The 25,166-nt window shown below is 70.9% G+C and carries 25 protein-coding genes, 1 tRNA gene and 2 pseudogenes; 12 read left to right on the top strand and 16 right to left on the bottom strand.

The features are described 5' to 3' along the window. The first annotated feature begins 270 nt into the window (after positions 1-270). Positions 271-639: a LuxR C-terminal-related transcriptional regulator gene (locus tag ABD944_RS40560; protein ID WP_345187146.1), complete on the top strand. Its 369-nt coding sequence runs from the start codon at positions 271-273 to the stop codon at positions 637-639. A 192-nt stretch (positions 640-831) separates the two neighbouring features. Here ABD944_RS40560 and ABD944_RS40555 read toward each other — a convergent pair whose 3' ends face one another. The 7 genes and pseudogenes from ABD944_RS40555 to ABD944_RS40530 form a co-directional block, all read right to left on the bottom strand. Beyond that, positions 832-1,413 carry a dihydrofolate reductase family protein gene (locus ABD944_RS40555; RefSeq protein WP_345187144.1) on the bottom strand — a complete coding sequence of 194 codons (582 nt, stop codon included), beginning with the start codon at positions 1,411-1,413 and terminating at the stop codon, positions 832-834. Between the two features lie 109 nt (positions 1,414-1,522). After that, a pseudogene (locus tag ABD944_RS42580) lies at positions 1,523-1,669 on the bottom strand (SRPBCC domain-containing protein); the annotation flags it as partial. A gap of 68 nt (positions 1,670-1,737) precedes the next feature. Next, positions 1,738-2,967, bottom strand: coding sequence for a serine hydrolase domain-containing protein (locus tag ABD944_RS40550; protein ID WP_345187142.1), 1,230 nt, complete (start codon positions 2,965-2,967; stop codon positions 1,738-1,740). Between the two features lie 107 nt (positions 2,968-3,074). Then, positions 3,075-4,565, bottom strand: a complete 1,491-nt coding sequence (locus tag ABD944_RS40545) for a serine hydrolase domain-containing protein (protein WP_345187139.1) — start codon at positions 4,563-4,565, stop codon at positions 3,075-3,077. 77 nt (positions 4,566-4,642) lie between these two features. Next, complete coding sequence (locus ABD944_RS40540; RefSeq protein WP_345187137.1) at positions 4,643-5,023, bottom strand: VOC family protein; 381 nt, start codon at positions 5,021-5,023, stop codon at positions 4,643-4,645. Between the two features lie 137 nt (positions 5,024-5,160). Beyond that, positions 5,161-6,048: a LysR family transcriptional regulator gene (locus ABD944_RS40535; protein ID WP_345187134.1), complete on the bottom strand. Its 888-nt coding sequence runs from the start codon at positions 6,046-6,048 to the stop codon at positions 5,161-5,163. 86 nt (positions 6,049-6,134) lie between these two features. After that, positions 6,135-6,659, bottom strand: a complete 525-nt coding sequence (locus tag ABD944_RS40530; protein WP_345187131.1) for an SRPBCC family protein — start codon at positions 6,657-6,659, stop codon at positions 6,135-6,137. A 171-nt stretch (positions 6,660-6,830) separates the two neighbouring features. On the opposite strand from ABD944_RS40530, the gene ABD944_RS40525 reads away from it, so the two are divergent. Then, positions 6,831-7,655 carry an NmrA family NAD(P)-binding protein gene (locus ABD944_RS40525; RefSeq protein WP_345187128.1) on the top strand — a complete coding sequence of 275 codons (825 nt, stop codon included), beginning with the start codon at positions 6,831-6,833 and terminating at the stop codon, positions 7,653-7,655. 123 nt (positions 7,656-7,778) lie between these two features. On the opposite strand, the gene ABD944_RS40520 is transcribed toward ABD944_RS40525, so the two are convergent. Then, positions 7,779-9,134: a hypothetical protein gene (locus tag ABD944_RS40520; RefSeq protein WP_345187126.1), complete on the bottom strand. Its 1,356-nt coding sequence runs from the start codon at positions 9,132-9,134 to the stop codon at positions 7,779-7,781. Between the two features lie 300 nt (positions 9,135-9,434). Then, positions 9,435-9,517: transfer RNA gene (locus ABD944_RS40515), tRNA-Leu, on the bottom strand. 128 nt (positions 9,518-9,645) lie between these two features. On the opposite strand from ABD944_RS40515, the gene ABD944_RS40510 reads away from it, so the two are divergent. Genes ABD944_RS40510 through pknB form a run of 7 tightly spaced genes read left to right on the top strand, consistent with a single transcriptional unit; the run spans position 9,646 to position 18,848 of the window. Beyond that, the gene (locus ABD944_RS40510; protein ID WP_067627928.1) at positions 9,646-10,401 is read left to right on the top strand and encodes an FHA domain-containing protein; all 756 of its coding nucleotides are present in this window, start codon (positions 9,646-9,648) and stop codon (positions 10,399-10,401) included. A gap of 11 nt (positions 10,402-10,412) precedes the next feature. After that, the gene (locus ABD944_RS40505; protein ID WP_345187123.1) at positions 10,413-10,910 is read left to right on the top strand and encodes an FHA domain-containing protein FhaB/FipA; all 498 of its coding nucleotides are present in this window, start codon (positions 10,413-10,415) and stop codon (positions 10,908-10,910) included. Then, a complete protein-coding gene (locus ABD944_RS40500) occupies positions 10,907-12,493 on the top strand; it encodes a Stp1/IreP family PP2C-type Ser/Thr phosphatase (RefSeq protein ID WP_345187120.1) in 1,587 nt (528 codons plus the stop codon). Before ABD944_RS40505 ends, ABD944_RS40500 begins: the two co-directional genes overlap by 4 nt. Next, positions 12,494-14,080: an FtsW/RodA/SpoVE family cell cycle protein gene (locus ABD944_RS40495; protein ID WP_345187118.1), complete on the top strand. Its 1,587-nt coding sequence runs from the start codon at positions 12,494-12,496 to the stop codon at positions 14,078-14,080. 16 nt (positions 14,081-14,096) lie between these two features. After that, complete coding sequence (locus ABD944_RS40490) at positions 14,097-15,572, top strand: peptidoglycan D,D-transpeptidase FtsI family protein (protein WP_345187115.1); 1,476 nt, start codon at positions 14,097-14,099, stop codon at positions 15,570-15,572. Then, positions 15,569-17,014: a serine/threonine-protein kinase gene (locus tag ABD944_RS40485; RefSeq protein WP_345187113.1), complete on the top strand. Its 1,446-nt coding sequence runs from the start codon at positions 15,569-15,571 to the stop codon at positions 17,012-17,014. The genes ABD944_RS40490 and ABD944_RS40485 overlap by 4 nt, the downstream gene beginning before the upstream one ends. 22 nt (positions 17,015-17,036) lie before the next feature. Beyond that, positions 17,037-18,848: a Stk1 family PASTA domain-containing Ser/Thr kinase gene (gene pknB, locus ABD944_RS40480; RefSeq protein ID WP_345187109.1), complete on the top strand. Its 1,812-nt coding sequence runs from the start codon at positions 17,037-17,039 to the stop codon at positions 18,846-18,848. Between the two features lie 214 nt (positions 18,849-19,062). Here pknB and ABD944_RS40475 read toward each other — a convergent pair whose 3' ends face one another. From ABD944_RS40475 to ABD944_RS40460, 4 genes are read right to left on the bottom strand one after another with little or no spacing between them, the layout of a single operon-like run. After that, complete coding sequence (locus ABD944_RS40475) at positions 19,063-19,665, bottom strand: anthranilate synthase component II (protein ID WP_345187107.1); 603 nt, start codon at positions 19,663-19,665, stop codon at positions 19,063-19,065. Between the two features lie 6 nt (positions 19,666-19,671). Then, entirely contained in the window at positions 19,672-19,860 is a 189-nt protein-coding gene (locus ABD944_RS40470) for a hypothetical protein (RefSeq protein WP_345187105.1), read from the bottom strand. Between the two features lie 8 nt (positions 19,861-19,868). Then, positions 19,869-20,510, bottom strand: coding sequence for a class E sortase (locus ABD944_RS40465; protein WP_345187103.1), 642 nt, complete (start codon positions 20,508-20,510; stop codon positions 19,869-19,871). A 23-nt stretch (positions 20,511-20,533) separates the two neighbouring features. Next, a complete protein-coding gene (locus ABD944_RS40460; protein WP_345187101.1) occupies positions 20,534-21,223 on the bottom strand; it encodes a DUF881 domain-containing protein in 690 nt (229 codons plus the stop codon). Positions 21,224-21,370: 147 nt separating this feature from the next. Here ABD944_RS40460 and ABD944_RS40455 point away from each other — a divergent pair, with 147 nt between their 5' ends. Beyond that, positions 21,371-21,628 (top strand): cell division protein CrgA, encoded by a 258-nt coding sequence (locus tag ABD944_RS40455; RefSeq protein ID WP_345187099.1) that lies wholly within the window; start codon positions 21,371-21,373, stop codon positions 21,626-21,628. 160 nt (positions 21,629-21,788) lie between these two features. On the opposite strand, the gene ABD944_RS40450 is transcribed toward ABD944_RS40455, so the two are convergent. Together ABD944_RS40450 and ABD944_RS40445 are read right to left on the bottom strand one after the other, a co-directional pair. Beyond that, positions 21,789-22,685, bottom strand: a complete 897-nt coding sequence (locus tag ABD944_RS40450) for a rhomboid family intramembrane serine protease (RefSeq protein WP_345187097.1) — start codon at positions 22,683-22,685, stop codon at positions 21,789-21,791. A gap of 71 nt (positions 22,686-22,756) precedes the next feature. Continuing rightward, the gene (locus tag ABD944_RS40445) at positions 22,757-23,281 is read right to left on the bottom strand and encodes a peptidylprolyl isomerase (protein ID WP_345187095.1); all 525 of its coding nucleotides are present in this window, start codon (positions 23,279-23,281) and stop codon (positions 22,757-22,759) included. Positions 23,282-23,468: 187 nt separating this feature from the next. Here ABD944_RS40445 and ABD944_RS40440 point away from each other — a divergent pair, with 187 nt between their 5' ends. Together ABD944_RS40440 and ABD944_RS40435 are read left to right on the top strand one after the other, a co-directional pair. Next, a complete protein-coding gene (locus tag ABD944_RS40440; RefSeq protein WP_345187093.1) occupies positions 23,469-23,945 on the top strand; it encodes a hypothetical protein in 477 nt (158 codons plus the stop codon). A 109-nt stretch (positions 23,946-24,054) separates the two neighbouring features. Beyond that, positions 24,055-24,864, top strand: a complete 810-nt coding sequence (locus ABD944_RS40435) for an acyltransferase (RefSeq protein ID WP_345187090.1) — start codon at positions 24,055-24,057, stop codon at positions 24,862-24,864. Positions 24,865-24,939: 75 nt separating this feature from the next. Here the strand turns inward: ABD944_RS40435 and ABD944_RS40430 are convergent. Continuing rightward, positions 24,940-25,166: pseudogene (locus ABD944_RS40430) on the bottom strand (DEAD/DEAH box helicase); the annotation flags it as partial.

The raw sequence follows: 25,166 nt of genomic DNA, 5'->3' as shown, positions 1-25,166 counted from the left end.
GGCGCGGCCTCGGCCGTCGGACCGCACCCCGCGAGGCCGGCGACGGCGGCCGCGGCCAGCCCGGTTCGTACGATTCGCTTGTGATCGTTCATGAGGACGAGCCTCGCGACGGGACCCCCGCCCGGGCATCGGCCGTTCGGCAGATCTTCCTGGCGTGCGCCTCGGCCGTTCGGCAGAGCCGCCCGCGGGCCCGCGCGGCCGGAGCGGCGATCGCCGTGACGGCGGCGGCCGCCGCCGCGGGCACGCCGGGCGTTCGACCTCGACGAGTACGTGCACACCGCCCTGCGCGACGGCGCCTGCGGATTCCTGCTGAAGCGCTCGGGCCCCGCGCTGCTCGTGGAGGGCGTCCGCGCGGCCGCCGCCGGGGACGCGCTCATCAGCCCCTCGATCACCACCCGGCTGCTGCGCCGCTTCGCCCCGCCCCGCCCGCGCGCCGACGACGGGCGCCTCACCGGCCGCGAGACCGAGGTCGCGATCCTGGTCGCGCGGGGACGCACCAACGCGGAGATCGCCGCCCAGCTGTCCGTCACGCCCGGCACCGCCAAGACGCACGTCGCGAACATCCAGCACAAACTGGGCGTCCGCAACAGGGTCGAGATCGCCGCCTGGGCTTGGCAGACCGGCCGGCTCAACCCCTGACCGTCCCTTCGCGGGGCGGAGGGCCGAGGAGGGCGGGTCCGGTGTCGCCGCCGAGCGGATCGCCATCGTCCTGGCGGCGGTGAGCCGGCAGGCCGGTCGGCTCGAACGCGCGCGCTCGACGCCGCGGTCGCCGAGCTCGGACCTGCTGTAACGGGCGTGGCCTGTGACGTTTCGGTGCCATCCTTTCCGTGGTCAGCCGATGTGGCGGTAGCGGATGTGGGTGGTCAGCGGGGAGTGGAGCACCTCGACGGGCTCGAAGTCGAACTCGACCCCCTCGAAGATCCGCTCGCCCGAACCGAGCAGCACGGGCGCGATGTCGAGGGTGAGTTCGTCGATCACGCCGGCCGCCAGTGCCTGCCGAACGGTCGAGGCGCCGCCCGCGATGTCCACGCCCTTGTCACCCGCGGCCTGGCGCGCCGCGGCGTACGCCGCGTCGAAGCCGTCGGTGACGAAGTGGAACGTCGTCCCCCCGGCCATCGGGATCGGATCGCGGGGGTGGTGGGTCATGACGAACACCGGCGCGTGATAGGGCGGTTCGGGGCCCCACCAGCCCGACCAGTCCTCGTCCCAGTCCCCGCGGATCGGGCCGAACATGTTGCGGCCCATGACGTACGCGCCCCTCGGGCGCATCAGCCACCCTTTCGCGATCTCGTCCGCGTCGTTGGCCCGCGGGTCGCCGATGTGCCAGCCGTGCAACTCCCGCCCCCGCTTCCCCAAGGGGTCCTCGCGGCTCTGGTCGGGTCCGGCGACGAAGCCGTCCAGCGAGATCGACATATGGCAGGTGGTATCCGACATCATGTGCTCCATTCAGTGGTTCTCCCTCCCGGCCATCAGCCCTCCGCGCGCTCCCGAAGGCTCCCGGTGACACAGGCGTCGCGCCGTCCGGCCCGTGCATCACGAAGTCCCACTCCCCGCCGACGCGGGACTCGAACGCTGCGTGGTGGTCGTGAAGCCATCGGGACCCCCACCATCGCGACAGGTGCCGCGCCTCGGTGAACGCCTCGAACACCAGCTCCCGCGGCGTGTCGATGACCCGGGAGCCCGGAGCACCCGATGTTGGAGCCTGTCACGCGTTTCTTGCCGGAACCCCGCCTTCGGTCACCGCGTCGGCTTGGTCCGGTCGGCGGGCGTGCCGCAGAACACTTCCTTGACGAGCGTGTCCAGCAGCTTCTCGAAGTCCTTCACCGGCCCCCGGGTGGCCGAGTCGACCCAGGTCACCGAGCCGGTCAGGGTCGTCTTGCCGTCGGGCGAGCTGTACATCAGCGCGCCGTAGCCGTGGGGCGGGCTGCCGTTGTGCTGGTAGACGGTGCCGCATTTCGGGCCCATGTCCTCCGCGAACACCCCGAGCCCGTATCTGAGTTCCCCGTACGGCCGGCGCATCTCGGCCAGGAGCTCGGCCGGCAGGAGCCTGCCCCGGTTCAGCGCGGAGAAGAACGTGGACAGATCCTGGGTGGTCGAGATCAGGTCGCCCGCACCGACCAGCAAGGACAGGTTCTGCCGGGAGATGTCGACCGTCTGGCCCTGGTAGCTGTAGTAAGCGTGGGCGTGCGGCGCGGGAAGCTCCGTCCGGTTGCCCGCGACCATGGTGGCCGACATCCCGAGCGGCCGCAGGATCCGCCGCTGCAGCAGTTCGGCGTAGGAGCGGCCGGTGACCTTCTCGATCAGCAGCAGGGCGAGCGTGTAGTTGGTGTTGGAGTAGTTCTGATCCGTCCCCGGCTCGAACCGCGCCGGCTTGGACAGCGCCAGGCGTACCAGCTCTTCTGGCCGGTAGCTGCGGAACCGGTTGTTCAGCCATGCGTCGCCGGTGGCGGGAATCCCCGGCACGAACGTGCCGTCGTCGTAGTACTCGCCGGTGTAGTTGAACAGGCCGCTGGTGTGCTGCAGCAGCATCCGCACCGTGATCCGCCGATCCAGGCCGAGGTCCGGCAGGTAGCCGGCCACCGGGTCGTCCAGTCCGACCTTCCCCTCGGCCACCAGCTGCAGCATCAGGGTCGCGGAGAAGGTCTTGACGACGCTGCCCGTCCAGAACCGCCCGTTGGTCGGCGGCTTGGCGGCCGCACCCAGCTTGCGCACTCCGGCACTGGCGACCCACTCGCCCCGCGCATCGCGCACGCGCAGCTGTATTCCGGTGAAACCGGCGTCGACGAACGCCTGCATGGCCTTCTGCAACTGCGAGCGGTCCTGCCCGGCAGCGGCCGTCAGCCCGGTCACGCCGCCGTGCGCGCTGGCCGGAGCGGGGCTGACCGCCCCGGCCATCAGCGCGGCGGCCAATGCTGTGACGGCCACTCGCCGCAGGGCCTTGGTCGCTGGTGGGGCTTGGATTCTCATCGTTCCTCGTTTCACTGCGGAGTGGGGGCCGGACGCCGGTGAGCGGCCGCGTGGCCCCGTCGGTTCGCCCACCGGTAGGTCCGTTTCGGGGTCTGGTGCGCGGCCGGTTATCGAGCCGGTCCGGCCTGGCCGTTGCCGAACACCTCGGCGACCAGGCGCTGTGTCGCCTCCTGGAACGCCGCGCCCATGGACATGGCGGCGTCATCGACGTAGTTCAGCGTGGCGGTCAGCGTCGTGCCGCCGTCGGGCGTGCTGTACATCAGGGCCGCGTGGCCCGCCATACCGCCGTTGTGGGTGATGACCGTGCCGCCGCCCGGCACCGGCTGCACGAAGACGCCCAGGCCGTAGCCGGCCTTGGACTCGGGCGTGCACATCTCGGCCAGCAGGTCGGCCGGCAGCAACCGGCCCCCGGCCAGCGCGGAGATGAACGTGGCCAGATCGCGGCTGGTGGAGATCATGTCGCCGCCGCTGGAGATCCAGGACGGGTTGTGGCGGGTGACGTCGACCGTCTGGGGCCGGCCGTCCTCCTCGTACCGGTAGTAGGCGTGCGCGTGCGGCTCGGGGATGTCGGTCGCGCTGCTCGGCTGGACGGTGCCCGACAGGCCGAGCGGCCCCAGGACCAGCCGCTGCATCTCCTCGGCCACCGGTCGGCCGGTGACCTTCTCGATCAGCAGCCGGGCCAGCACGTAGTTGGTGTTGGCGTAGCTCCAGTCGGTGCCCGGCTCGAACCGCGCCGGCTTGGACAGCGCCAGGCGCACCAGCTCTTCTGGCCGGTAGGTGTGGAACCGGTTGTCCACCCACTCCTTGCCCGCGGGGGTGGCGGGGATGCCCGGCGCGAACGTGCCGTCGTCGTAGTACTCGCCGGTGAAGTTGAAGATCCCGCTGGTGTGCTGCAACAGCATCCGCACCGTGATCCGCCGGTCCAGGTCGAACTCGGGCAGGTAGCCGGCCACCGGGGCGTCCAGCCCGACCGTGCCCTCGGCCACCAGCTTGAGCACCACGACCGCGGTGAACGTCTTGGTGTTGCTGCCGATCCGGATGTGCCCGTCGACCGGCGGCGGCGTGTCCCCGCCCAGCTCGCTCAGCCCGGCGGCGCCGACCCACTCGCCCCGTTCGTCGTTCACCCGCAGCGTCACCCCGGTGAGGCCCGAGTCGACGATCTCCTGGATGATCTTCTGCAGCTCCGGACGCTCCCGGTCGGCCGTCCCGGCGTCGAGCGCTTCGTTGATCTTGCGGGCCATCTCGGCCGCGGCGGGGCCGGGCTCGCCCCTGTGGGCGGCGGCGGCGTCGACGGCGACGGAGACGGTGCGGCGGAAGTCGCCGGCCTCCTCCGGGGCCCGCCGCAGCAGGCTCACGGCCTCCGTGAGGGCGGGCAGCACGCGGTCGGCCAGCTCGGCCACGGACGTGCCGTCGAGCCGGATGTCCTTCGTCTTCCCGGCGAGCACGTGCCCGACCGGCCCGGTCGCGGTGGTCAGGCTGAGGGAGCCCTGGGCGGCGGCCTTGCCCGGCGAACCGGCGGCGGCGGCCATCAGCGAAACGGCGCCGTAGGCGGCGGTCCGCAGAACGCTCTTCTCCCGGTCGGTGAGGGTGATGGTCATGTGGATTCTTCCTCTGAACGCATGGCGGAATTCGGCCGCCCGGTCGAGGCGGCCGCTGAGAGGGCTGTCGAAAGGGGTCAGGCTCCTGCGGGAGGCAGCCATTCGGTGAGCTGGACGATCACGCCGTTGGGGTCGGCCAGCCGAAGGCGGAGCTCACCCCAGGGGGCCAGCTGGAGCGGGGCCACGATGGTCGCCCCCTCGCTCCGCAGCCGCTCGTGCTCGGCCGCGAGGCCGGTGACCGCGAACGACACGACCACGTCGGCCAGACCCCGCCCGGGCGGACGCAGCTCAGGGTCGAACAGCTCCAGGACGAGGTCCACGGCCGCGTCGTCGCGTCCCAGCCCTACGAAGTCCTCGCCGGCCAGGACCTCGCGGAATCCCAGATGGGAAGTGAAGAACCGGCTGGAGGCGCGCGGATCGACGACGGTCAGGAACACCGTCGACGAGACGACGTTCATCTCGGGAGGCCAGGAAGATGCATGGGGGACTCGCTCCCGGCATAGGGATTCTTCGGACGGAGCAAGCATCGGCCGGGGAGGCCGCCGCGATCAACGGCGGTTGCGGCAACGGTTCGTTGCCCCTGGGGTTGACGGTCTCAGCCGGCCAGCGGCCCGAGGTCGCGGACGACCCGGGCGAAGGCGCGGATCATGTCGTTCTCCGCGGCGCCGTGCCACACCGGCCCGAACGGCAGCGCCTCCATGTCCCTGACGGGCAGGTAGGCGATGTCGGGGCGGGGGTAGTACCTGGCCACGTGGGCCGGGAAGAGGGAGACGGTCCCTTCCAGGACCGCGCTCACGAAGATGTCCTCGATGTTGCCCACGTTGGCGGTCCGGCTGATCAGGCGGCCCCCTGGGGTGACCTCCGGCACATAGCGGTCGAACCAGTAGTCCGGGACGGGCTCGACGGTGATGTGCTCGAAGTCGCTGACCGCCTCCAGAGAGACCGAGGACCATCTGGTGAGCGGGTGGCCCTCGGCCACGGCCAGCACTCTCGGCTCGGTGAACATGAGGGGGCCCATGGTGAGGCCGGGTTCCTCCACGGGGAACCAGGTGACCAGGATGTCGGCCTCTCCCTGGTGGAGTTGCGTGAACGGATCCCGGTACGCGGACATTCGCAGACGGATGTCCCACTGCGGATGACGGGCGCGGAAGGTCTCCCAGAACGGGCGGAGTTCCTGGACGTTGGCCGGGAACAGGGCGATCCGCAGCGTGCCGGTCTTGCCGGTCGCGGCCATCCGGGCCCGTTCCAGGGTCCGCGTCAGCCCCTGGTGCAGCTCGCGAAGGTCGTCGCGGAGCTGCTCGCCCAGCGGGGTGAGCCGGACGTTGCGGCTGTTCCTCGCGAAGAGCTCGGCCCCGATGGCGCGTTCCTGCTTCTTGATCGCCTTGCTGACGCGGGCCGTGGTGACGTGGAGCCGCTCGGCGGTCCGGCCGAAGTGCAGTTCCTCGGCCAGGGTCAGGAAGATCTCGATGTCCCGCAGTTCCACAGGCCCCCCGCCTCGCGCGCCGCATGCAGGAACAAGCTTGTCATAAGGCAATTACCTGACGAAGGCGCTCACGGCGAGGTCTTCTCTCAGTGCGCTGCCTCGACGCGCTGCTTGAGCGCGGCGTTCATGGCGGCGAAGTTGTCCTGGACGTCGATCGCGCTCCCGGCGAAGGGCACCAGGAAGCCGGTGAAGTTCTCCCCCTGGGTCAGCTTGACCCGCCCAGGGCCCGTCTCCTGGATGAGGAAGTAGTGCTCGCCGTCGACCACGCCCGGGACACCGAACCGGCCGATCCAGCGCAGTTCGTGCCCGGGGTCGGCGACCAGGACGGTCGGCTTGAAGGTCATCCCCTTCCCGCCGTCCGTGCCGGCCAGCTTGTTGACCAGCTTCGCGCCCTTTCTCGGCTCGCCGACGGCGCTGAGGATGAACGGGTTCCACTCGGGATAGGACCGGAAGTCGGTGAGCACCTGCCAGACCTGGGCGGCGGAGGCGTTGATCTCGATGTCGGCGCGGAGCTTGTGCGGGTGGCTCCGGGTCCAGCCGTACAGGCTCCCGATGACGACGCCGAGTGCGACGACCACGATCCCCGCGATGCGAACGATGCGGACGACCATAACAACCCCTCCCTCATGGCTAATGCTGTTAGCCATAACCATAAGGCTAATGACGTTAGCCATGCAAGGTCGCCCTCCACCCCGAAGGCTCGTCGTGATAGTGGAATGAAGTGTTCCGTTCTGTTATGATGGGAGCAGAACGTTCCGTTCCGCAAAGTTAGGGGTTCGATCATGACTTTCCTCGTCACAGGTGCCACCGGGACCGTCGGGCGTTTCGTCGTCGAGGAGCTCCGCGCGGCGGGGCGGCCGGTTCGCGCGCTGACCAGGAACCCCGCCCGGGCCGCCTTCCCCGACGGTGTCGAGGTCGTCGCCGGCGACCTCGCCGACCTCGGCTCACTGACCGGTGTCTTCGACGGCGTCGAGGCCGCACACCTGATCAACTTCGCGGGTGACGACTACACGCCCCTGCCCGACGGCGCCGGTCTGGTGAAGCTGGCCGCAGAGGCGGGCGTCCGGCGGGTCACGGTGCTCGGCGGGCGCGCAAACGGTTCGCTGGAGCAGGCTCTGGCCGCCACCGGCATCGAGTGGACGCTGCTCGAGCCGGTCGAGTTCATGTCCAACACGCTGCGCTGGTGGGCAGAGACGATCAAGGCCGAGGGGATCATCAAGGAGCCGTTCGGGGACCGGCTCAGCGCGCTGGTGCACGAGCGCGACATCGCCGCCGTGGCCGCCACGGTGCTGGTCGAGGGCGGGCACGGCGGCGAGGCCCTCCCCATCACCGGCCCCGAGGCGATCACGCTCAGGGAAAAGGTCGCGATCCTGAGCGCGGCCATCGGCACGGACGTCGGGTTCGTGGAGCTGACCGTGGACCAGGCGCGCGCCAAGTGGCGCGGCGACGGCATGGGCGAGGAGACCATCGAGTTCCTCGTCACCGCGCTGGGGAGCACGCCGGAGGCCGGCTACACCGTGGTCCCGACCGTCAAGGAGATCACCGGCCGCGACGCGCGCAGCTTCGCCCAGTGGTCCGCCGAGAACGCCGCCGCCTTCCGCTCCTGATCGATGACCACCGGGGGAAGGCGGCGGGACGGGCACGCGGCGCCCGTCCCGCCGCCTTCTTCCGCAGGTAGGGACGTCGGTCTCGTCCCGCCGGTCAGCGGTGGTCGTGGTTCGGCGCGATGGCTACCGGTCGCCTCGCCACGGGAGAACGGTCGTGACGGGAGGCGGGCCGGAACGGCCGCCGGGGGACGGGACGGCGTAGGTGTTGACGTAGCGGTCATTGGGCGTGCCGGTGGCCCAGGTGTCGCGGGTGCCTGCGAAAGTGGCGGCGAAGTAGCCGTCCCCGTAGGCGCGGACCTTGGCCGTGTAGCGGCCCTTGCTGTTGGTCTTCACCCACTTGACGTGGTACCAGGTCTTCTTGCCGCGGAACCTGAAGATGATGCGCACCTTCTGGCCGGGGAACGCGCCGAAACGGTTCTTGCTGCTGTAGTAGCGGCTCAGGGTCCCGGAGACGGTGATGTAGCGGTTCTTGCGGACCTTGGTCGAGGACGCCTTCAGCTTGGACATCTTGGTCGACCATCGCCACGTCTTGCGCACGGAACTGACGGAGGGGGCCGCGGTGGTGTCCCCGGCGAAGCGAGCCCGCCAGTAGCCGGAGTTGTTCACGTTGAACGAGGCGCTGAACTGTCCGTAGCTGGTCTTCATCCGGCGGACGGTCTGCCAGCCGGTGCGGCCGTTGGGGGAGTATTCGAGGAGCACCTGCTTGCCGTTCACGTCTCCGCCGGCGGAGGCCGCGTACAGGGAGCCCCGCGCCCGGAAACGCCCGTAGGCGTCCATGGTCGCCGACAGCGAGGTCTTCGTGGCCGGGCGGACGCTGACCGCGGGGAGGGTCGCAGTGGAGCCTTCGTAGAAACCGGCCGCGGGTGACCGCGCGACGTAGGTCGCGGTGCAGGGCGGCTTGATGGTGCTGCTGAACCGGCCTTCGGCGTCCGTTCTGGCCTGGAAGGTGTACATGGGCGTGGTGCAGCGGGACGGGTCGACGGCGGGGTCGATGGCGACCGTCCGTCCGGACAGCGGCCTGCCCTGGTAGGTGACCTGACCGCTGAGGGTGAGGGGCTGGCCCTCGTCCAGGCCGGCCCGGCTCCCGATCAGGGTCGTCTGCGTCTTCCCGTGGACGACCTGGACGGTCACCGCGTCGGAGTGGAGTCCGAGCGACGGCACATCGGCCCAGACGCTCACCGAGTCGCTCGCCCCGTTGGGCCTGAGCGTCGCGGTGAAGGTGCCGTCGGCGGCGGTGGTGGCGTCGTCGACCGAGCCCCATCCGGTGTTCGTGGACAGGTCGACCGGGATGCTCGCGGCGGGGGTTCCGTCCGCGGCGACGACCTTCCCGGTGATCGTGGTCGTGGGGTTGTCGGGGTCGACGGAGGCGGCCTGAGCGGCGAGCACGATGGACGCCGCCCCGTCGGCGAGGGCGGGAGCGGCCGTCAATGTGCCGAGGATGAGGACGGACGTCATCCCGGTGGTGGCGATACGAAGCACGAGTGTCCCTTGGGTGGGCGCGATGATCAGCGTTGTCAGGACGTCCGGCCCGGCGACCGGGTTGCCCCCCGCAACCCGATCGTGATCATCATCGGGCTGCGCCCGGCGAGGGCCTGCGCCACGACCGCCTTCCGCCACCACCACGAACCACGCCTAAAGGGACCGCCGCTCTCGTGAGCGGCGGCTCCTTGCCTCTGCTGACACAGAAGAGTGGCCCCCGTAACGAAGAAGACCCCGGAGCTTGTCGCTCCGGGGTCTGTTCCGTCACTGTGGGGCTACGACTTGCGTCACTACCCTGTGTGGGCGAGGAGGGATTTGAACCCTCACATCCTTTCGGACACACGGACCTGAACCGTGCGCGTCTGCCGTTCCGCCACCCGCCCGTGGGTGCCGTCCCGTTTCCGGGTGCCTGAAAAGGCTAGCACGGGGTCGGGGGTGGTTAGGTATCCAGATACGTCGAGCGAACCTTCGCACCGATACGATCGTCTACCAGTGGGGAAGGGAGGTGCCCGTGGGCGTCATTCAGCGCTTCGAGCGACGGCTTGAGGGCATGGTCGAAGGGGCCTTCGCCCGTGCCTTCAAGTCCGAGCTGCAGCCGGTCGAGGTGGCCAGCGCTGTGCAGCGCGAGATGGACGATCGGGCGGCGATCGTGGCACAGGGCCGCACGCTCGTGCCGAACGACTTCGTCGTGGAGATCTCTCAGCAGGACGGGCAGCGGCTCCAGGTGTACGCCGACAGCCTGAGCCAGGAGCTGGCGAACCTCGCGCGCGAGTACGCGAAGGAGCAGGGGTACTCCTTCGTGGGCCCGGTGCGCGTGCGGTTCGAGAACGCGGGAGATCTCGCCACGGGCATGTTCCGCATCAGGTCGGGGGTGATCCGGGGCTCGACGGTCGAGGGCGGGGAGATCCGCCGGCCGGTGAGCGACGTGCCGCAGGGCGGCCGGGGCGGGGTGTTCGGGGGGCATCCGCGGCTTCTGGTGACCACGGCGGTGGAGGGATCGGACACGACTCAGCGCACCTACGAGATCAACACTCCCGTGACCCTGCTGGGTCGCGGCACCGACTGCGACCTGCGCCTCGTCGACCCCGGCGTGTCACGGCACCATGCCGAGATCCGCGTAGAAGGTCCCGAAATCGCTCTCGTGGATCTAGGGTCGACCAACGGCTCGTTCGTGAACGGGCAGCCGATCCGGCGGGTCACGCTGGTCGACGGCTCCCGGGTCACGATGGGCCGCACCACTCTTGTGTTCCGCCGCGATAGGGAGTAACCCCGACTCCGATGTCCCCATTCACCCTCACGCTGATCAAGCTGGCGTTCCTCGCGGTGCTGTGGCTGTTCGTCATCGCGGCCGTCGGCGTGATCAGGGCCGACCTGTTCGGCTCCAAGGCCGCGTCGAAGGCGGCCACGCGCGCGTCCCAGCCCCGTCAACCCCGGCCGGCCAGGCAGCCGAAGCCGCCGCGGCCGCAGCACAGCGCCCAGCACGGCGCCCCGTCCAAGCTCGTGGTGGTCCAGGGCGAGCGGGCCGGCACCGTCATCGACCTCACGGGGGTGCCCATCACCATCGGCCGGGCCAATGACGCCACGCTCGTCGTGACCGACGACTACGCTTCGAGCCGGCATGCCCGACTTTTCGCGCAGGACGGTCAGTGGATCGTGGAAGATCTCGGCTCGACCAATGGGACGTATCTCGGACGCACGAAGGTGAGCCGGCCGATGCCGGTTCCTCCGGGCGTTCCGGTCCGTATCGGCAAGACCGTGATCGAGCTGCGCAAATGACACTGGGAATCCGCTACGCCGCGCGCTCCGACGTCGGCATGCTGCGCGAGGGCAACGAGGACTCGGCGTACGCGGGCGCGCACCTGCTCGCGGTGGCCGACGGGATGGGCGGGCACGTCGGCGGCGAGATCGCGAGCGCCGCGGCCATCGAGGCGCTGCGGGCGCTCGACAAGGACCTCCCGGCGACCGAGCTGCTGGCCGCGCTGGAGCACACGGTCAAGACGGCGAACGACAACCTGCACCGCATCGTGGAGTCCGACCCCGCCCTGCAGGGCATGGGGACGACGCTGACGGCGATGCTGTGGGCGGGCAATCAGGTCGCGCTGGTGCACATCGGGGACTCGCGTGCCTACCTGCTGCGCGACGGCAGCCTGTTCCAGATCACGCACGACCACACGCTGGTGCAGTCCCTGGTCGACGAGGGGCGGATCAGCCCGGACGAGGCGGCCTCGCACCCGCAGCGCTCGCTGCTGCTGCGGGCGCTGGACGGCCGAGGCGAGGTCGATCCCGACCTGTCGCTGCGCGAGGCGAAGGTCGGCGACCGGTACCTGCTGTGCTCCGACGGCCTGTCGGGCGTCGTCACGGCGGAGACGATCTTTCAGGTGCTCACGGACGTGGACGACCCCGAGCAGGCCGTCCGGCAGCTGATCGACCTGGCGAACCGGGGCGGCGGCCCCGACAACATCACCTGCGTCGTCGCCGACGTCGTGGACCTGGAGCGCCAGCCCCCGACGGGCGGGCCCGGCCACGCGGTGGGCGCGGCGGCCAACGCGGCGCCGCCGGAGCCGCCGGGCGGGGGGACGGGGTCCAACACGACCGTCGCCGACACCCCGGCGGGGCGGGCGGCGCAACTGCGCGAGACCCGGCCGCAGCCGCCGGTGGCGGTGGACGAGATGCCGCCGCCGCAGGCCCCGATGCCGATGGGCGACCCGATGGGCCCGCCGCCGGCGCCGGGCGCGATGCCGCAGGCCCGGCAGATGCGGGGGCGGCGTGGCGGCACGCGGCGCTGGACGTGGCTGGTCGTGGTGGCGGGCGTGGTCGTGGTGGGCGTCGTGGCGGGCGGGTTCGTGCTGCTGCAGAACGTCCGGAACGGCTACTACATCGGCGCGAACAAGGACGGCGAGGTCGTCCTCTACCGCGGGACGACGCAGAAGGTGCCGGGCCTCAGCCTGTCCCGCGAGGCCGCGAAGAAGGAGCAGCCGAAGCAGCCGATCCTGGTGGCCGACCTCCCCCAGGCGCTCCAGGCGCAGGTCAAGGACACCTACACCGTCGACGGCCCGAAGGCGCTGAAGCAGCTGGAGAGCGCCGTCTGCAAGTACTCGCTCATCGGCGAGGGCGGCAAGGTCGTCATGGTGAAGGGCCGCGAGCAGCAGGACTGCCGGCAGGCCTCGGTCAAGAAGAGCGACATCCGGATCGACGAGCTGCCCGCCTCGGACGTGACCGCGGTCGAGAAGGGCACCCTCGTGTTCATCGGGCAGAAGGCGGCGCAGGCCAAGCTCGACCAGCTCGGCGCGCACCGGGAAGAGTGCAAGCAGCGCACCCCGTCCATCAAGGACTGCCCCTCCAGCGGAGGGAGCTCGTAAATGCAATCGATCGGGGACCAGATCCGGGCCCACCTCCCGTACCAGCGGCGCAACGCCGCGTCGCTGGCCCTGCTCGCCTTCGCGATGATCCTGACGCTGTCGGCGTTCGCGGAAGTCGGCCTCGCCCGTGACGGGAACATCCCCGGCGGCCTGTTCGTGTACGGCGGCGGCCTGGCCGTCCTGGCGTTCATCGCCTACCTGATCCAGGCGAAGTTCACCCCCTACGCCGACCCGCTGCTGCTGCCGCTCGCCGTGGCGCTGAACGGCATCGGGCTGGCGATGATCTACCGCCTGGACCTCGACACCAGCCACGACCGCAAGGTCGCGGCGGCCGCGGGCAAGAAGCTGCTCCCGGACGCCGCCGACGCGCCCGGCCAGCTGATGTGGACGTTCATCGGGATCGCCCTGTTCGTCGGGGCCGTGCTGATCATGCGCGACACCGACAAGCCGGACGCTCCGCTGTCCTTCACGCCGAAGACCGCGCAGCGCTACACGTACCTGATCGGGCTCACCGCGGTCGTCCTGCTGCTGCTGCCGATCGTCCCCGGCATCGGAGCGGAGATCAACGGCGCCCGGGTGTGGATCCATCTGGGTCCGTTCTCGGTGCAGCCGGGCGAGTTCGCGAAGCTGCTGCTGGTGGTCTTCTTCGCCGGGTATCTGGTGAACAAGCGCCAGGCGATGTCGCTGATCGGCAAGAAGGTCGGCCCGATCAGCCTGCCCCGGGCCCGCGACCTCGGCCCGATCATGGTGATCTGGTTCTTCTGCCTCGGCGTCCTGTTCATGCAGAAGGACCTCGGCACCGCGCTGCTGTTCTTCGGCCTGTTCGTGTCGATGCTGTACATCGCGACCCAGCGGGTGTCCTGGGTGGTGATCGGTGTCGGGCTGCTGTCGGTCGGCGTGTTCGTCGCGACGCTGCTGCCGTTCATGGGCCACGTGAACCAGCGCATCGACATCTGGCAGAACCCCAAGCCGTACTTCGACGGCGGCTGCCTGCTCGAGAGCGGCAAGGTCGTCCCGGTCAACCCCGACACCACCATCTACAAGAAGTACAAGGCGCAGGGCACCATCTCGCCGGGCTTCTCGGCCTGCGCGGAGCTGGGCGGGGAGTACTCCGACAGCGCGCAGCTGATGAAGGGCCTGTTCGCGCTCGGCCAGGGCGGCGTCCTCGGCACCGGGCTAGGCCAGGGCGAGCCGTGGCGGACGCCGCTGTCCTTCAGCGACTTCATCTTCGACTCGCTCGGCGAGGAGCTCGGGCTGACCGGGCTGATGGTGCTGCTGCTGATATACGCGTTGATCGTGCAACGCGGGATGAAGACGGCCGTGGCGGCGCGGGACCCGTTCCTGAAGCTGTTCGCGGGCGGCGTGTCGTTCGTGCTGGCCCTCCAGGTCTTCGTGATCGTCGGGGGCGTCACGCGGCTCATCCCGCTCACCGGCCTGACGACGCCCTTCCTGTCCCAGGGCGGTTCGTCGCTGATGGCCAACTGGATTCTGATCGCGATCCTGGTGCGGATGAGCCACGACGCGCGCAAGCCGGCCCCGCAGGCGATCCAGGACGAGGGCATGACCCAGATCGTGAGCACGAGGTGACTTCCCCCCTATGAACATGGACAAGCCGGTTCGACGGGTGGCGATCTTCGCGTTGCTGCTGTTCTTCGGACTGATGGCGCAGGTCAACTACGTCCAGGGCAGCCAGGCGGAGGACCTGCGGACCGACGCCCGCAACAGCCGCCAGTACGCCGACGTGTTCAACTCGCCGCGCGGCCAGATCTCGGCGGGCGGCGAGGTGCTGGTGACCTCGAAGGAGACCGGCAAGGACAACCCGAAGTACGGCCGCACCTACAAGGACGGGCCGGTCTTCGCGCCGATCACCGGGTACTTCAACGGCAACGCCACCCAGGTCGAGCGGGCCTACAACTCGCTGCTCGGCGGCAAGGACACGCGGATCACGCAGCAGCGCTGGTTCGACACGTTCATCGGCAAGAAGGCCGAGGGCGCCAACGTCGAGCTGACGATCGACCCGCAGGCGCAGCGCACCGCCTACGAGCAGCTGAAGGCGGGGACGGCTCAGGGCCGCCGGGGCGGCGCGGTGGTGATCGACGTGAAGACGGGCGCGGTGAAGGTGGCGGCGTCGTGGCCGTCGTTCGACCCGAACGAGGTCGCGCCGCAGACCGGTGAGAAGGGCGGGAAGCGCCTGGAGCAGCTCGACAAGGGCGAGGGCGTCGTCAAGCCGCTGGTCGACAACGCGCTCAGCCAGACGTTCCCGCCCGGGTCCTCGTTCAAGGCGGTCGTGTCGGCGATCGGGATGCAGAAGCTCGGCCTCAACAGCTCGTCCACGGTGAACACCGGGCAGCTGATCCTGCCGGAGTCGGGCCGTCCGCTGCCGAACTCGCACGACAGCGGCAGCTGCGCCGGGTCGGCCCCGCTGCGCGGCGCGTTCGCCGAGTCCTGCAACACCTCGTTCGCGAAGATGGCGCTGGACATGGGCATCCAGGAGCTGCACGACGGCGCCGCCCCGTTCGGGTTCGGCAAGCATGTCCAGCTGGAGCCCGACATGTACGCGGCGGAGAGCGACATCCCGGTGTCGATCAAGGACGCCAAGGGCAACACCATCGAGACCGGCAAGGACGGCACGGCCCGGTCCGGAATCGGCCAGGAGAACGTGCGGGCCACGCCGCTGCAGATGGCGCTGGTCGCCTGCTCGATCGCCAACGGCGGCAAGATCATGAACCCGTACGTGGTGCAGAAGGTCCGCGCGAAGGACCAGAGCGAGCTCTACAACGCCTCCCCGAAGGAGTTCGGCGAGGCGATGAGCGGCGACCAGGCGAGCCAGCTCGAGGACATGATGCGCGCGGTGGTCTCCGAGGGCACCGCGAAGAACCTGGCGGGCAGGCGGGTCGCCGGCAAGACCGGTACCGCCGAGCAGGGTCCGGGCAACCCGAACGCGAACTGGTTCGTCGGGTTCAGCCCGACCCAGAGCCCGCGCTACGCGTTCGCCGTGATGGTCGAGGCCCCGGGTTCCGGCGCGAGCAACGCCGGCCCCGTCGCGGCGGCGATCATGGCGAAGGTTCTGCAGAAGTGAGTGCGGGCCTCGTCCTGCACGACCGGTACCGGCTGCTGGAGCGGCTGGCGATCGGCGGGATGGGCGAGGTCTGGCGCGCGTCCGACGCGCTGTCGGGGCGGGCGGTGGCGGTGAAGCTGCTGCGCCTGGAGCTGGGCTCGGACATGCGGGCGCGCGGCCGTTTCGAGTCGGAGGCGCGGTTCGCGGCGGAGCTGCGGCATCCGGGCATCGCGCGGGCGTTCGACTACGGCGAGCAGGCCGGGCGGACGTTCCTGGTGATGGAGCTGGTTCCGGGCGAGCCGCTGGACGAGATCCTGGTGCGCGACGGGGGGCTGCCGCTGGAGGCGGTGCTCGACCTGATCGTCCAGGCGGCCCGGGCTTTGGCGGTCGCCCACGCGGCCGGGATCGTGCACCGCGACGTCAAGCCGGCGAACCTGATGGTGGCCCCGGACGGCACCCTGAAGATCACCGACTTCGGGATCGCCCGCCGGCTGGCGGCGGCGTCGCAGACCCAGACCGGGATGGTCATGGGGACCGCGCACTACATCTCCCCGGAGCAGGCGCAGGGCCTGGAGCTCTCCCCGGCGGCGGACCTGTACTCGCTCGGCGCGGTGGCCTACGAGTGCCTGACCGGCGCGCCGCCGTTCGACGGGGCGACGCCGGTGGAGGTGGCGCTCAAGCACGTTAGGGACGCTCCCGCCGAGCTGCCGGCGCGGGTTCCCGAGTCGGCCCGCGAGCTGGTCATGGAGATGCTCGCGAAGGAGCCGCGCAACCGTCCCGCGAACGCCGACACGGTCGCCGCGCGGGCGCTGGGAATCCGCGCGTCGCTCAGTACGGGCCGCGCCGGCGCGTCCCACGAGACCGCCCGGCCGGACACGGCGCGCCGGGGCGCACGCGGGCCCTCGGGCGCGGGCCCCGGCCCCCTCCCCGCAAGATCGTCGGCTTTGTCGGGATTTGACGCTGACGAAGGGGCGGATAACCTCTCCAGCGGACCGGTGAGCGGGCAACGGCGCTCGGCACTGGCGTACGCGTCGGTCGCGGCCGTCGTGCTGGTCTGCGTGATCGTCGTCGGCTCCCTGTGGAAGGGGCTGGCCTTCGCCGGACCGGGCAAGGACGAGCGGGAGCCGCCCGCCACCCCGGCCACCCGGCCGGTCGGGGACGGCAGCGTCGACGTTCCGGCCTCCACCCCCGCGCCCACCGGCGCCCCGCCCCGGCGCAAGGCCCGGGGCACTCCGAGGCCGGCTGTCCCGCCGCGGCACCGGACGCATAGGATCCGTCCGTCAACGCAGGCGCCGCCCCAGGCGTCCCTCTCACACAAGCCATCAAGGAATCCGCCCCGGGCGACTCCCACCGCCCCTGAGCCCACACCCGCCCCGACGGGGAGCACCACGACTCCGTCAACTCCGAGCCCGGATCCCCCGCCGACCCAGGAGGGGAAGCTAGGTTCTGGAGACAAGGTGTAGACGTACGAGGGAAAGTGCACATATGAGTCAACCTCGGCTGCTCGGCGGCCGCTACGAGCTCGAAACGGTGATCGGGCGCGGCGGCATGGCCGAGGTCTACCGTGCCCGGGACCGCCGCCTCGATCGCGTGGTCGCGGTCAAGACGCTGCGCTCCGACCTGGCCCGCGACCCCACGTTCCAGGCCCGGTTCCGGCGCGAGGCCCAGTCGGCCGCGTCGCTGAACCACCCCTCGGTCATCGCCGTGTACGACACCGGCGAGGACATGATCGGCGACACACCGATCCCGTACATCGTCATGGAGCACGTGGACGGGAGCACGCTGCGCGACCTGCTCAGGGAGAACCGCGCGCTGCTGCCCGACAAGGCCCTGGAGATCACCGACGGGATCCTGCGGGCGCTGGACTACAGCCACCGCGGCGGCATCGTGCACCGCGACATCAAGCCGGCCAACGTGATGCTCACCCGGCAGCACGAGGTCAAGGTCATGGACTTCGGCATCGCCCGGGCCATGGCCGACACGGCGTCCACGATGACGCAGACCGCCCAGGTGATCGGCACCGCGCAGTACCTGTCGCCCGAGCAGGCGCGCGGCGAGCGGGTGGACGCCCGCAGCGACATCTACTCGACCGGTTGCGTGCTGTACGAGCTGCTCACCGGCAAGCCGCCGTTCACCGGCGACTCCCCGGTCGCGATCGCCTACCAGCACGTGCGGGAGGAGCCGGTCCCGCCGTCGCAGGTGGACCCGCAGATCCCGCAGTGGGCGGACGCCATCGTGCTGAAGGCGATGGCGAAGGAGGCCGACCACCGCTACCAGAACGCGACGGAGTTCCGGCAGGAGATCCAGCGCGTCCTGCAGGGCCAGCCGGTGTCGTCGACGGCGGCGTCCACGATGCTGATGGGCGGCCAGCAGCCGCAGGGCACGCAGGTGATGGGCGCGTACGGCGGCGGCCCGGCGCGCACGCAGGTGCGGCCGCAGGACGACGGCTACGGCCTGCCGCCCGCCCACTACGACGACGACGGACGCGGCGGCGCCGGCAAGAAGGCCGCGCTGTGGGTGGGGCTCGCGGTCCTGTTCATCGGCGGGGCCGCGCTCATCGGCCTGCTGATGAGCAAGGGGAACGACAAGAGCGACCAGGTCGCGATCCCGAAGAGCATCATCAACGTCTCGCAGAACGACGCGACGGGCCAGCTGACCAAGCTCGGCTTCAAGGTCGGCGATCCGAGGACCGACTTCAGCGACGACGTCCGGAAGGGCTACGTGATCAGCTCCGATCCGCAGCCCGGCACGGACGCCGCCAAGGGCGCCACGGTGACGCTGGTGGTCTCCAAGGGCAAGAAGCCGCCCACGGAGATCGAGATCCCGGACGTCACCGGCAAGCCGTACGCCACGGCGAAGAAGATGCTGGAGGAGAGCGGGTTCGAGGTCGACAAGCGGGTCGACTCGAACGACACCGTGCCGCGCGGCAACGTGATCTCGACCGACCCGTCCGGCGGCACGAAGGCGGCGAAGGGCTCGAACGTCACGGTGACGGTGTCGACGGGCCCGTCGAGCCTGAAGGTGCCGAGCCTGTTCAACAACAGCCAGCGGGCCGCGTGCGGCAAGCTGGAGGGCATGGGCCTGAGGTGCAACGTGCAGAAGGGCGCGCCGCCGCCCGACAAGCAGGTCGCGCCCGGCTTCGTGTACGACCAGCAGCCGGGCGAGGGCGCCACCGTGGCGCCGGGCGAGACGGTGACGATCTTCGTGGCGCAGAAGCCGCAGACGCCGCCGCCCAGTACCCCGACCTCGCCGACGCCGGGCCTGCCCGGCTGGCCCCCCGGCAACGGCCAGGGCTGACCGAACCGATCGAGGGCCCCGTCTCCTTCTGGAGGCGGGGCCCTCGGGCGTCTCACGGGCCGTGTCGCGGGGCCGGACGGGCCCGGGCACGAGAGAAGGGCCTCCGCCACTCGGGGGCAATGGCGGAAGCCCTTCGCTATGGTCTTCGTCGCGACGCCAGCGGACGTTACGGATTTCAATCGAAATTTTCTGAGTTGGGGCGAGATGGGTGTCTCTAGCCCCGTCCGGCGGGACGACGCCTCAGGTCATCGCAGGTTTCGAGCCAGTTCCGAAGCAGTCGATGGCCCGCCGTGGAGAGGATCGACTCGGGGTGGAACTGGACGCCCTCGACGGGCCGGCCGCGGTGGCGCAGGCCCATGACGACGCCGTCGCCGGTGCGGGCGGTCACCTCCAGGACGTCCGGCGGGACCGTCCCGGGCACGACGGCGAGCGAGTGGTAGCGGGTCGCGGCGAACGGGTCCGGCAGGCCGCGGAAGACGCCGACGCCGTCGTGGTGGATCTCGCTCGTGAAGCCGTGGACGATCTCGGGGGCGCGGGCGACCGTCGCGCCGTGCACGTGGGCGATCACCTGGTGGCCGAGGCACACGCCGAGCAGGGGCGTGCCGCGGCGCTCGGCGTCCCGCACGAGGTCGAGGCAGACTCCGGCGTCGGCGGGATGCCCGGGGCCGGGGCTGAGCAGGACGCCGTCGACGCCGGCGGCGTCCTCGACGGCGACGTCCGAACGGTCCCTGACCAGGCAGTCGGCGCCGAGCTCCAGCAGGTACTGGACGATGTTGTAGACGAAGCTGTCGTGGTTGTCGACGACGAGGACGCGCATCGCCGGTCAGCCCGGGGTGGCGGAGCCGGACGGCGCCGGGTCCTGCACGACGCCGTGGTCGAACTGGACCTTGGGTTCGATCCACGGGAACACGACGTACCAGAGGAGGACGGCGACCGCGACGAGCAGTCCGAGCGCGGTTGCGGTCTTGGTCTGCCAGGAGCCGGGCAGCCGGCGCCAGATCCATGCGTACACGGGGCCTCCTACGTCCCGGCGGCCCGAGCCGACGCCGCGCGCGGCAGGGCCTCGGCCAGCTCGCCGAAGACGACCATTCGTTGGGCGGCGGAGTACTTCGGGTGGCAGGTGGTGAGCGTGAGGAGCCGCTCGGTCGGCCGCCGCTTCGGGTGGAAGGGGACGGGCGCGGTCACCTCCACCGCCGACGGCTTCACGATCCGCCGGTCGGTGACCTTGTAGACGTACTGCTCGTCCCGGGTGTCGATGAGGATCCTGTCGCCGCGCTCGAGTTCGCCGAGCCGGTTGAACGGCGCGGAGTAGGTGGTCCGGTGCCCGGAGACCACGAAGTTCCCGACCTGGCCCGGCAGCGCGCTGCCCGGGTAGTGGCCGGGCCCCTTGCGCAGGTCGGCCCGGTCGACGCCCTCGATCACGACGAAGCGGTAGTGCTCGCCGAACCGGGGGATGCGGATCACGGCGAGGCCCCGGCCGAGCCTGACCCGCTCAGTGGTGACCTTGGTGGCCCGCCAGTTCTTCATCATCTCGTCGCCGAGCTCGTCCTGGGCGCCCTTGGTGTACTGGCCGGTGCCCCACAGCTCGTACGTCACGAACAGCATGACGACCAGCCCGGCGGTGATGCACAGCTCGCCCATGCCACGGATCACCGTCCGCACCGCGTCCTCCTCTTCCGGGGGGTTCAGCCGCCTTCGGGCGGTTCCGCCGGAACCGTAGCGTGCTTCATGGTCACGTTGCCGGTGTAGGCCGGCAGCGTGGCGCGTTCCATCGTCCGCACCGCGTAGCCGAGCCCGTAGGCGCGGACGTACTCGCGGTAGACCGCGATCTCGCGGGACGCGCCGAGCGCGGCGCGCAGCCGGGCCGGATCTCCGACGGCGGTGATCCGGAACGGCGGGGAGTACACCACGCCCTGGAGGATCAGCGTATTGCCGACGCACCGCACCGCGCTGGTCGAGATCACCCGCTGGTCCATGATCTGCATGGCGCGGGCGCCGCCCGCCCACAGCGCGTTGACGACGGCCTGGACGTCGCCCTGGTGCACCACCAGGTCGTCCGGGCGGACGCCGCGGGGCAGTTCGCCCGACTTCGGCTGCGGCGCGTCGTCCAGCGAGACGCGGACGGCGCGGCCGGCGGCGGGGGTGAAACCGGCCTCGGCGGCGAGCCGGTCGGCCTCCGCCTGAGCGTTTTTCACCCGGGCGTCGTGACGTCCGGCCTCCCGGGAGATACCGTCGACCTGGCGGCGCAGTCGCCGGTACTCGGCACGATCCTGCCGGCCCCGGCGCTGCTCCGCGGTGATGAGCTCGGTGATCCTGGTCCGGCCCTGTTCGCGCAGGCTCGTGCCGCGGGCCGTGCTCGCGCTCGCCGCGAACAAGGTTCCCGCAAGGAGCGTGAGAACTGGGATGATGCTTCCCCACGCCGGACGCCGTACGCTGCTCACCAGCGACTACGCTAACCGACAAAACACCCATGCGCGGTCCGACGCTCCGGCCGCCGGACGCCCGAGGAGATCGATCCCACCGTGGCCAAGTCCAAAGTGCGCAAGAAGGCCGTCTACACGCCCCCGCAGAAGTCCAAGGCGCCCGAGGTCAGCCCGCGCTGGCTCGTGCCGACGATGGTCGCTCTGTGGCTCGTCGGCCTGATCTGGATCGCTGTCTTCTACGTGACGGCCAGCACGGGTACGGACGTGCCGTACATGACCGACCTGCACAACTGGAACCTGGGAATCGGCTTCACCGCGATCATCCTGGGCGTGGTCCTGTCGACCCGCTGGCGCTGACCGCGAGTTATCCACAGGTTGAGGATCTCTCACCGCGCCTTTCCCCAGGTTTTCCACAGCGGGTGTCCACAGGCGCCGGAGCGCGGACGCCGCCGCGCGCGAGCCGGGCGGCCGGTGCGGCCGTGCGCGGCGGCCCCGCGCACGGCCATCCCGCGCACGGCTACATCGCCGGGCTCAGTTCGGCCGTTCTGAGCACCACGAGCCCCGCGAGCAGCGCCAGCATGACCAGCGGCGCGCCGAGGTGCACCAGCCGGCGCCGCGCCTCCGGCGCGTAGGCGTAGGCCGCGGCCAGCGCCGCCCCCACCGCCAGGCCGCCGACGTGGCCCTGCCAGGAGATGCCCGGCACCGAGAACGTGATCACCAGGTTGATCACCAGCAGGACCACGATGGGGCCGACCGGCCCGCCGAGCCTGCGGCCGATCACGAAGTACGCCCCGAACAGTCCGAAGATGGCCCCGGACGCGCCGACCGCCGAGTCGTGCGGGGACCCGACCAGGTACAGCAGCACCGAGCCGCCGAGCCCCGACAGCACGTAGAGGGCGAGGAAGCGCCACCGTCCGAGCACCTGCTCCAGCGCGGGACCGACGGCCCACAGCGCCCACATGTTGAACAGGATGTGGGTGATGCCGAACGACCCGCCGCGCTGGTGCAGGAACATCGTGGTGAACAGCCGGTACCACTCGCCCTCGGCGACCCCGCCGACCTGCCCGCCGGGCAGCACCCCCTGGCCGAGCATCATGAACTCCCAGACCACGCGCCAGGACGCCAGCTCGGCGAGGTACGCCGCGATGCACGCGCCGATGAGCGTGTAGGTGACGATCGGCACGGCCGTCGCCCCGCCCCGCGCGCCGAGGACCGTCCGGGGGACCGCCTTGCGGGCCCCCCGGTTGCCCTCGGCGACGCACTCCACGCACTGGTGCCCCACCGCCGCGTCCCGCATGCACTCCGGGCAGATGAAGCGGTCGCATCGGGTGCAGCGCACATACGTCTCGCGGCTCGGATGCCGGTAGCAGGTCGGCACCGAGGTCTCGGGAACGGGACTCTGGTCTGTGCTCATCAGTGGCTCCGTGGGCCTTACGTGCGGCGGGCGCTCGGCTCACCCGTGGCGGGGTCTCACCGTGACAACGTCTAACGGCGTTCGATCGTCACCGACTCGATGACGACGTCCTCCTTCGGGCGGTCCCCCCGCCCGGTCTCGACCTTGCTGATGCGGTCGACGACGTCGGTGCCCTCGATGACCTTGCCGAAGATGGTGTGCCGGCCGGTCAGGTGCCGCGTGTGCGCGACGTTCGTCGTGATGAAGAACTGGGAGCCGTTGGTGCCGGGCCCCGCGTTCGCCATCGCCAGCAGGTACGGGCGGTCGAACTTCAGGTCGGGGTGGAACTCGTCCTTGAACTGGTAGCCGGGGCCGCCGGTTCCGGTGCCGAGCGGGTCGCCGCCCTGGAGCATGAAGTCGTCGATGACCCGGTGGAAGATGGTTCCGTTGTAGAGCGGCGCGTCCGACTTCTGGCCGGTGCGCGGGTCGGTCCAGGTGCGGGTGCCCTCCGCCAGCTCGACGAAGTTCGCCACGGTCTCGGGCGCGTGCTCCGGGTACAGCTGGATGACGATCTTGCCCAGCGACGTGGTGAGCGTCGCGAAGATCTCGTTGGCCACGCTGGCCGCCTCCTCTTGGTGGATTCTTTGACGTCGACGGGTTCGGTGACGTGCGGTGCGGGGTCCCGGCCAGGCCCGGATCCGTCACTTTCCGTTGAAGGCTCGTCACGGTCGCGGTGTTTACCTCCCGTTCGCTGGGAAGGCTGCCTGACAGGACCTCGCAAACAGGGAGGTTAGCGTGTCCCTAATGATCAATATCCGCCGGAAGCCGCAGGACGAGGTCGTCGACCGGCTCGGCCGCGTCCAGCAGGCGGCCCGCCAGGGCGTCGACGCGTGCCGTCAGGGCGCGGCGGGCGCGGCCGAGCGGATCGGGCCCATCGCGAACGAACGCGTGATGGTCGCCCGTGGCTGGAGCGCACCGAGGCTGCGTCATGCGGCCCGGTACGTGGAGACCGGGCTCGCCCCGCGGGTGAGCTCGTTCCTGAGCGACGTCGCGGGGCGGGTGGAACCGCCGAAGTCGGCGGCGAAGTCCGGGCGCGGCGCCGTCATGGCGATGGTGGGGGTGGTCGCCGCCGTCGGAGTGGCCGGCGCGGTGGCCACGCGGCGCGGCGCCGTCCGCGACATGGCCAAGGGGTCGGGTGAGCATTCCGGCAGCGCGACCTCGGCCGACTCCATGACGGTCAGCGGCGCCGACGCGGACGGCCAGGTGCATTCACCGCACTGAGGCCTGCGAACGCGCTGGAAGCACGGGTGAGGGCCCGGCCGCACCGCGGCCGGGCCCTTCGCCGTCCCGGTGCGGACGGGAGTTGCTACCACCCGGTACGGTGAACGCCATGTCGCCGAAACGCCCCCTGCGGCAGGTGCTGGCGGCCCGCGCGAAGCAGCGGGCGTGCCAGGGCGTGCACACGGCCGTGCACCGCGCCTGGGAATGGATCCAGCGGCACGGGGAGATCACCCCGCACACGCCGGGCCGCCGCAGTTTCGCCTACCTGGGCGAGGGCGCCTGCATCGGCTTCCCGACCGGCGCGATCTACGGCGAGCCCTGGATCTCGATCGGCGACCACACGCTGGTGGGCACGCACGTCACCATCTCCGCCGGGTTCGTGCCCGGCCTCGACCTCGGGCCGGACGTCATCGTCCGGATCGGCGGGAGCTGCTCGCTCGGCCGCGGCACCCACATCGTCGGTCACCAGTCGATCGAGATCGGCGACGACGTCTTCACCGGCCCGAACGTCTACATCACCGACCAGAACCACACCTACGGCGACCTGCACACCCCGATCGGGCGGCAGTGGCCGGAGAACAACCCGGTGGTGATCGGGGACGGCTGCTGGATCGGCACCGGGGCGATCATCCTTCCCGGCACCCGCCTCGGCCGCAACGTCGCGGTGGCCGGCGGCGCCGTCGTCCGCGGCGAGTTCCCCGACCACTCGGTCATCGGCGGCGTCCCGGCCAAGATCCTGCGCAGCCACGACAAGGAGAGCGGCTGGCAGCCGCCCCTGCGCACCGACCCCCTGATGTCGCTGGACGAGCTCGCGGCCCTCTCAGTGGACGGCCTGGAGGGCCTGCAGATCCTCCAGGACAGGCTGCGCGCCGAGTCCGCCGCACGCGACGGCGACGTCCTCAGCGAGGAGGCCGGCTGACCGCCGCGCCCCGCCGCCCCCGCACCCGGAAAGCGAAGAGCCCCGCACGCGAGTGCGGGGCTCTTCGGTCGTCGATCAGCTGGTGCGGGCCGTCCGGCGGTCGCCCCCGAAGGAGGCGGAGCCGCCCCGGCGGTTGCCGTGGGAGCCGCCGCCGGTCCGGGGACCGCCGCCGCGGCGCTCGCCGGACGAGTAGGAGCGGTGCTCGCCGCCGCGACCGCCCTCGCCGCCCTGGCGGCGGTTGCCGCCCTCGCGGTCGAAGGTGCGCGGGCCGCGGCCGCGACCGCGCCCGCCCGGCCGATCGC

Source organism: Actinomadura verrucosospora (assembly GCF_039540335.1).
In the GTDB taxonomy this organism is placed as follows: Bacteria; Actinomycetota; Actinomycetes; order Streptosporangiales; family Streptosporangiaceae; genus Spirillospora; species Spirillospora verrucosospora.
This window is presented reverse-complemented; position numbering and strand designations above follow the sequence as displayed.

Coding starts and splice junctions, on each gene's coding strand:
- ABD944_RS40555 (WP_345187144.1), bottom strand. CDS start 1,413: ATGTCGATCTCGCTGGACGGCTTCGTCGCCGGACCCGACCAGAGCCGC.
- ABD944_RS40550 (WP_345187142.1), bottom strand. CDS start 2,967: ATGAGAATCCAAGCCCCACCAGCGACCAAGGCCCTGCGGCGAGTGGCC.
- ABD944_RS40545 (WP_345187139.1), bottom strand. CDS start 4,565: ATGACCATCACCCTCACCGACCGGGAGAAGAGCGTTCTGCGGACCGCC.
- ABD944_RS40540 (WP_345187137.1), bottom strand. CDS start 5,023: ATGAACGTCGTCTCGTCGACGGTGTTCCTGACCGTCGTCGATCCGCGC.
- ABD944_RS40530 (WP_345187131.1), bottom strand. CDS start 6,659: ATGGTCGTCCGCATCGTTCGCATCGCGGGGATCGTGGTCGTCGCACTC.
- ABD944_RS40525 (WP_345187128.1), top strand. CDS start 6,831: ATGACTTTCCTCGTCACAGGTGCCACCGGGACCGTCGGGCGTTTCGTC.
- ABD944_RS40505 (WP_345187123.1), top strand. CDS start 10,413: ATGTCCCCATTCACCCTCACGCTGATCAAGCTGGCGTTCCTCGCGGTG.
- ABD944_RS40500 (WP_345187120.1), top strand. CDS start 10,907: ATGACACTGGGAATCCGCTACGCCGCGCGCTCCGACGTCGGCATGCTG.
- ABD944_RS40495 (WP_345187118.1), top strand. CDS start 12,494: ATGCAATCGATCGGGGACCAGATCCGGGCCCACCTCCCGTACCAGCGG.
- ABD944_RS40490 (WP_345187115.1), top strand. CDS start 14,097: ATGGACAAGCCGGTTCGACGGGTGGCGATCTTCGCGTTGCTGCTGTTC.
- pknB (WP_345187109.1), top strand. CDS start 17,037: ATGAGTCAACCTCGGCTGCTCGGCGGCCGCTACGAGCTCGAAACGGTG.
- ABD944_RS40475 (WP_345187107.1), bottom strand. CDS start 19,665: ATGCGCGTCCTCGTCGTCGACAACCACGACAGCTTCGTCTACAACATC.
- ABD944_RS40450 (WP_345187097.1), bottom strand. CDS start 22,685: ATGAGCACAGACCAGAGTCCCGTTCCCGAGACCTCGGTGCCGACCTGC.
- ABD944_RS40440 (WP_345187093.1), top strand. CDS start 23,469: ATGATCAATATCCGCCGGAAGCCGCAGGACGAGGTCGTCGACCGGCTC.
- ABD944_RS40435 (WP_345187090.1), top strand. CDS start 24,055: ATGTCGCCGAAACGCCCCCTGCGGCAGGTGCTGGCGGCCCGCGCGAAG.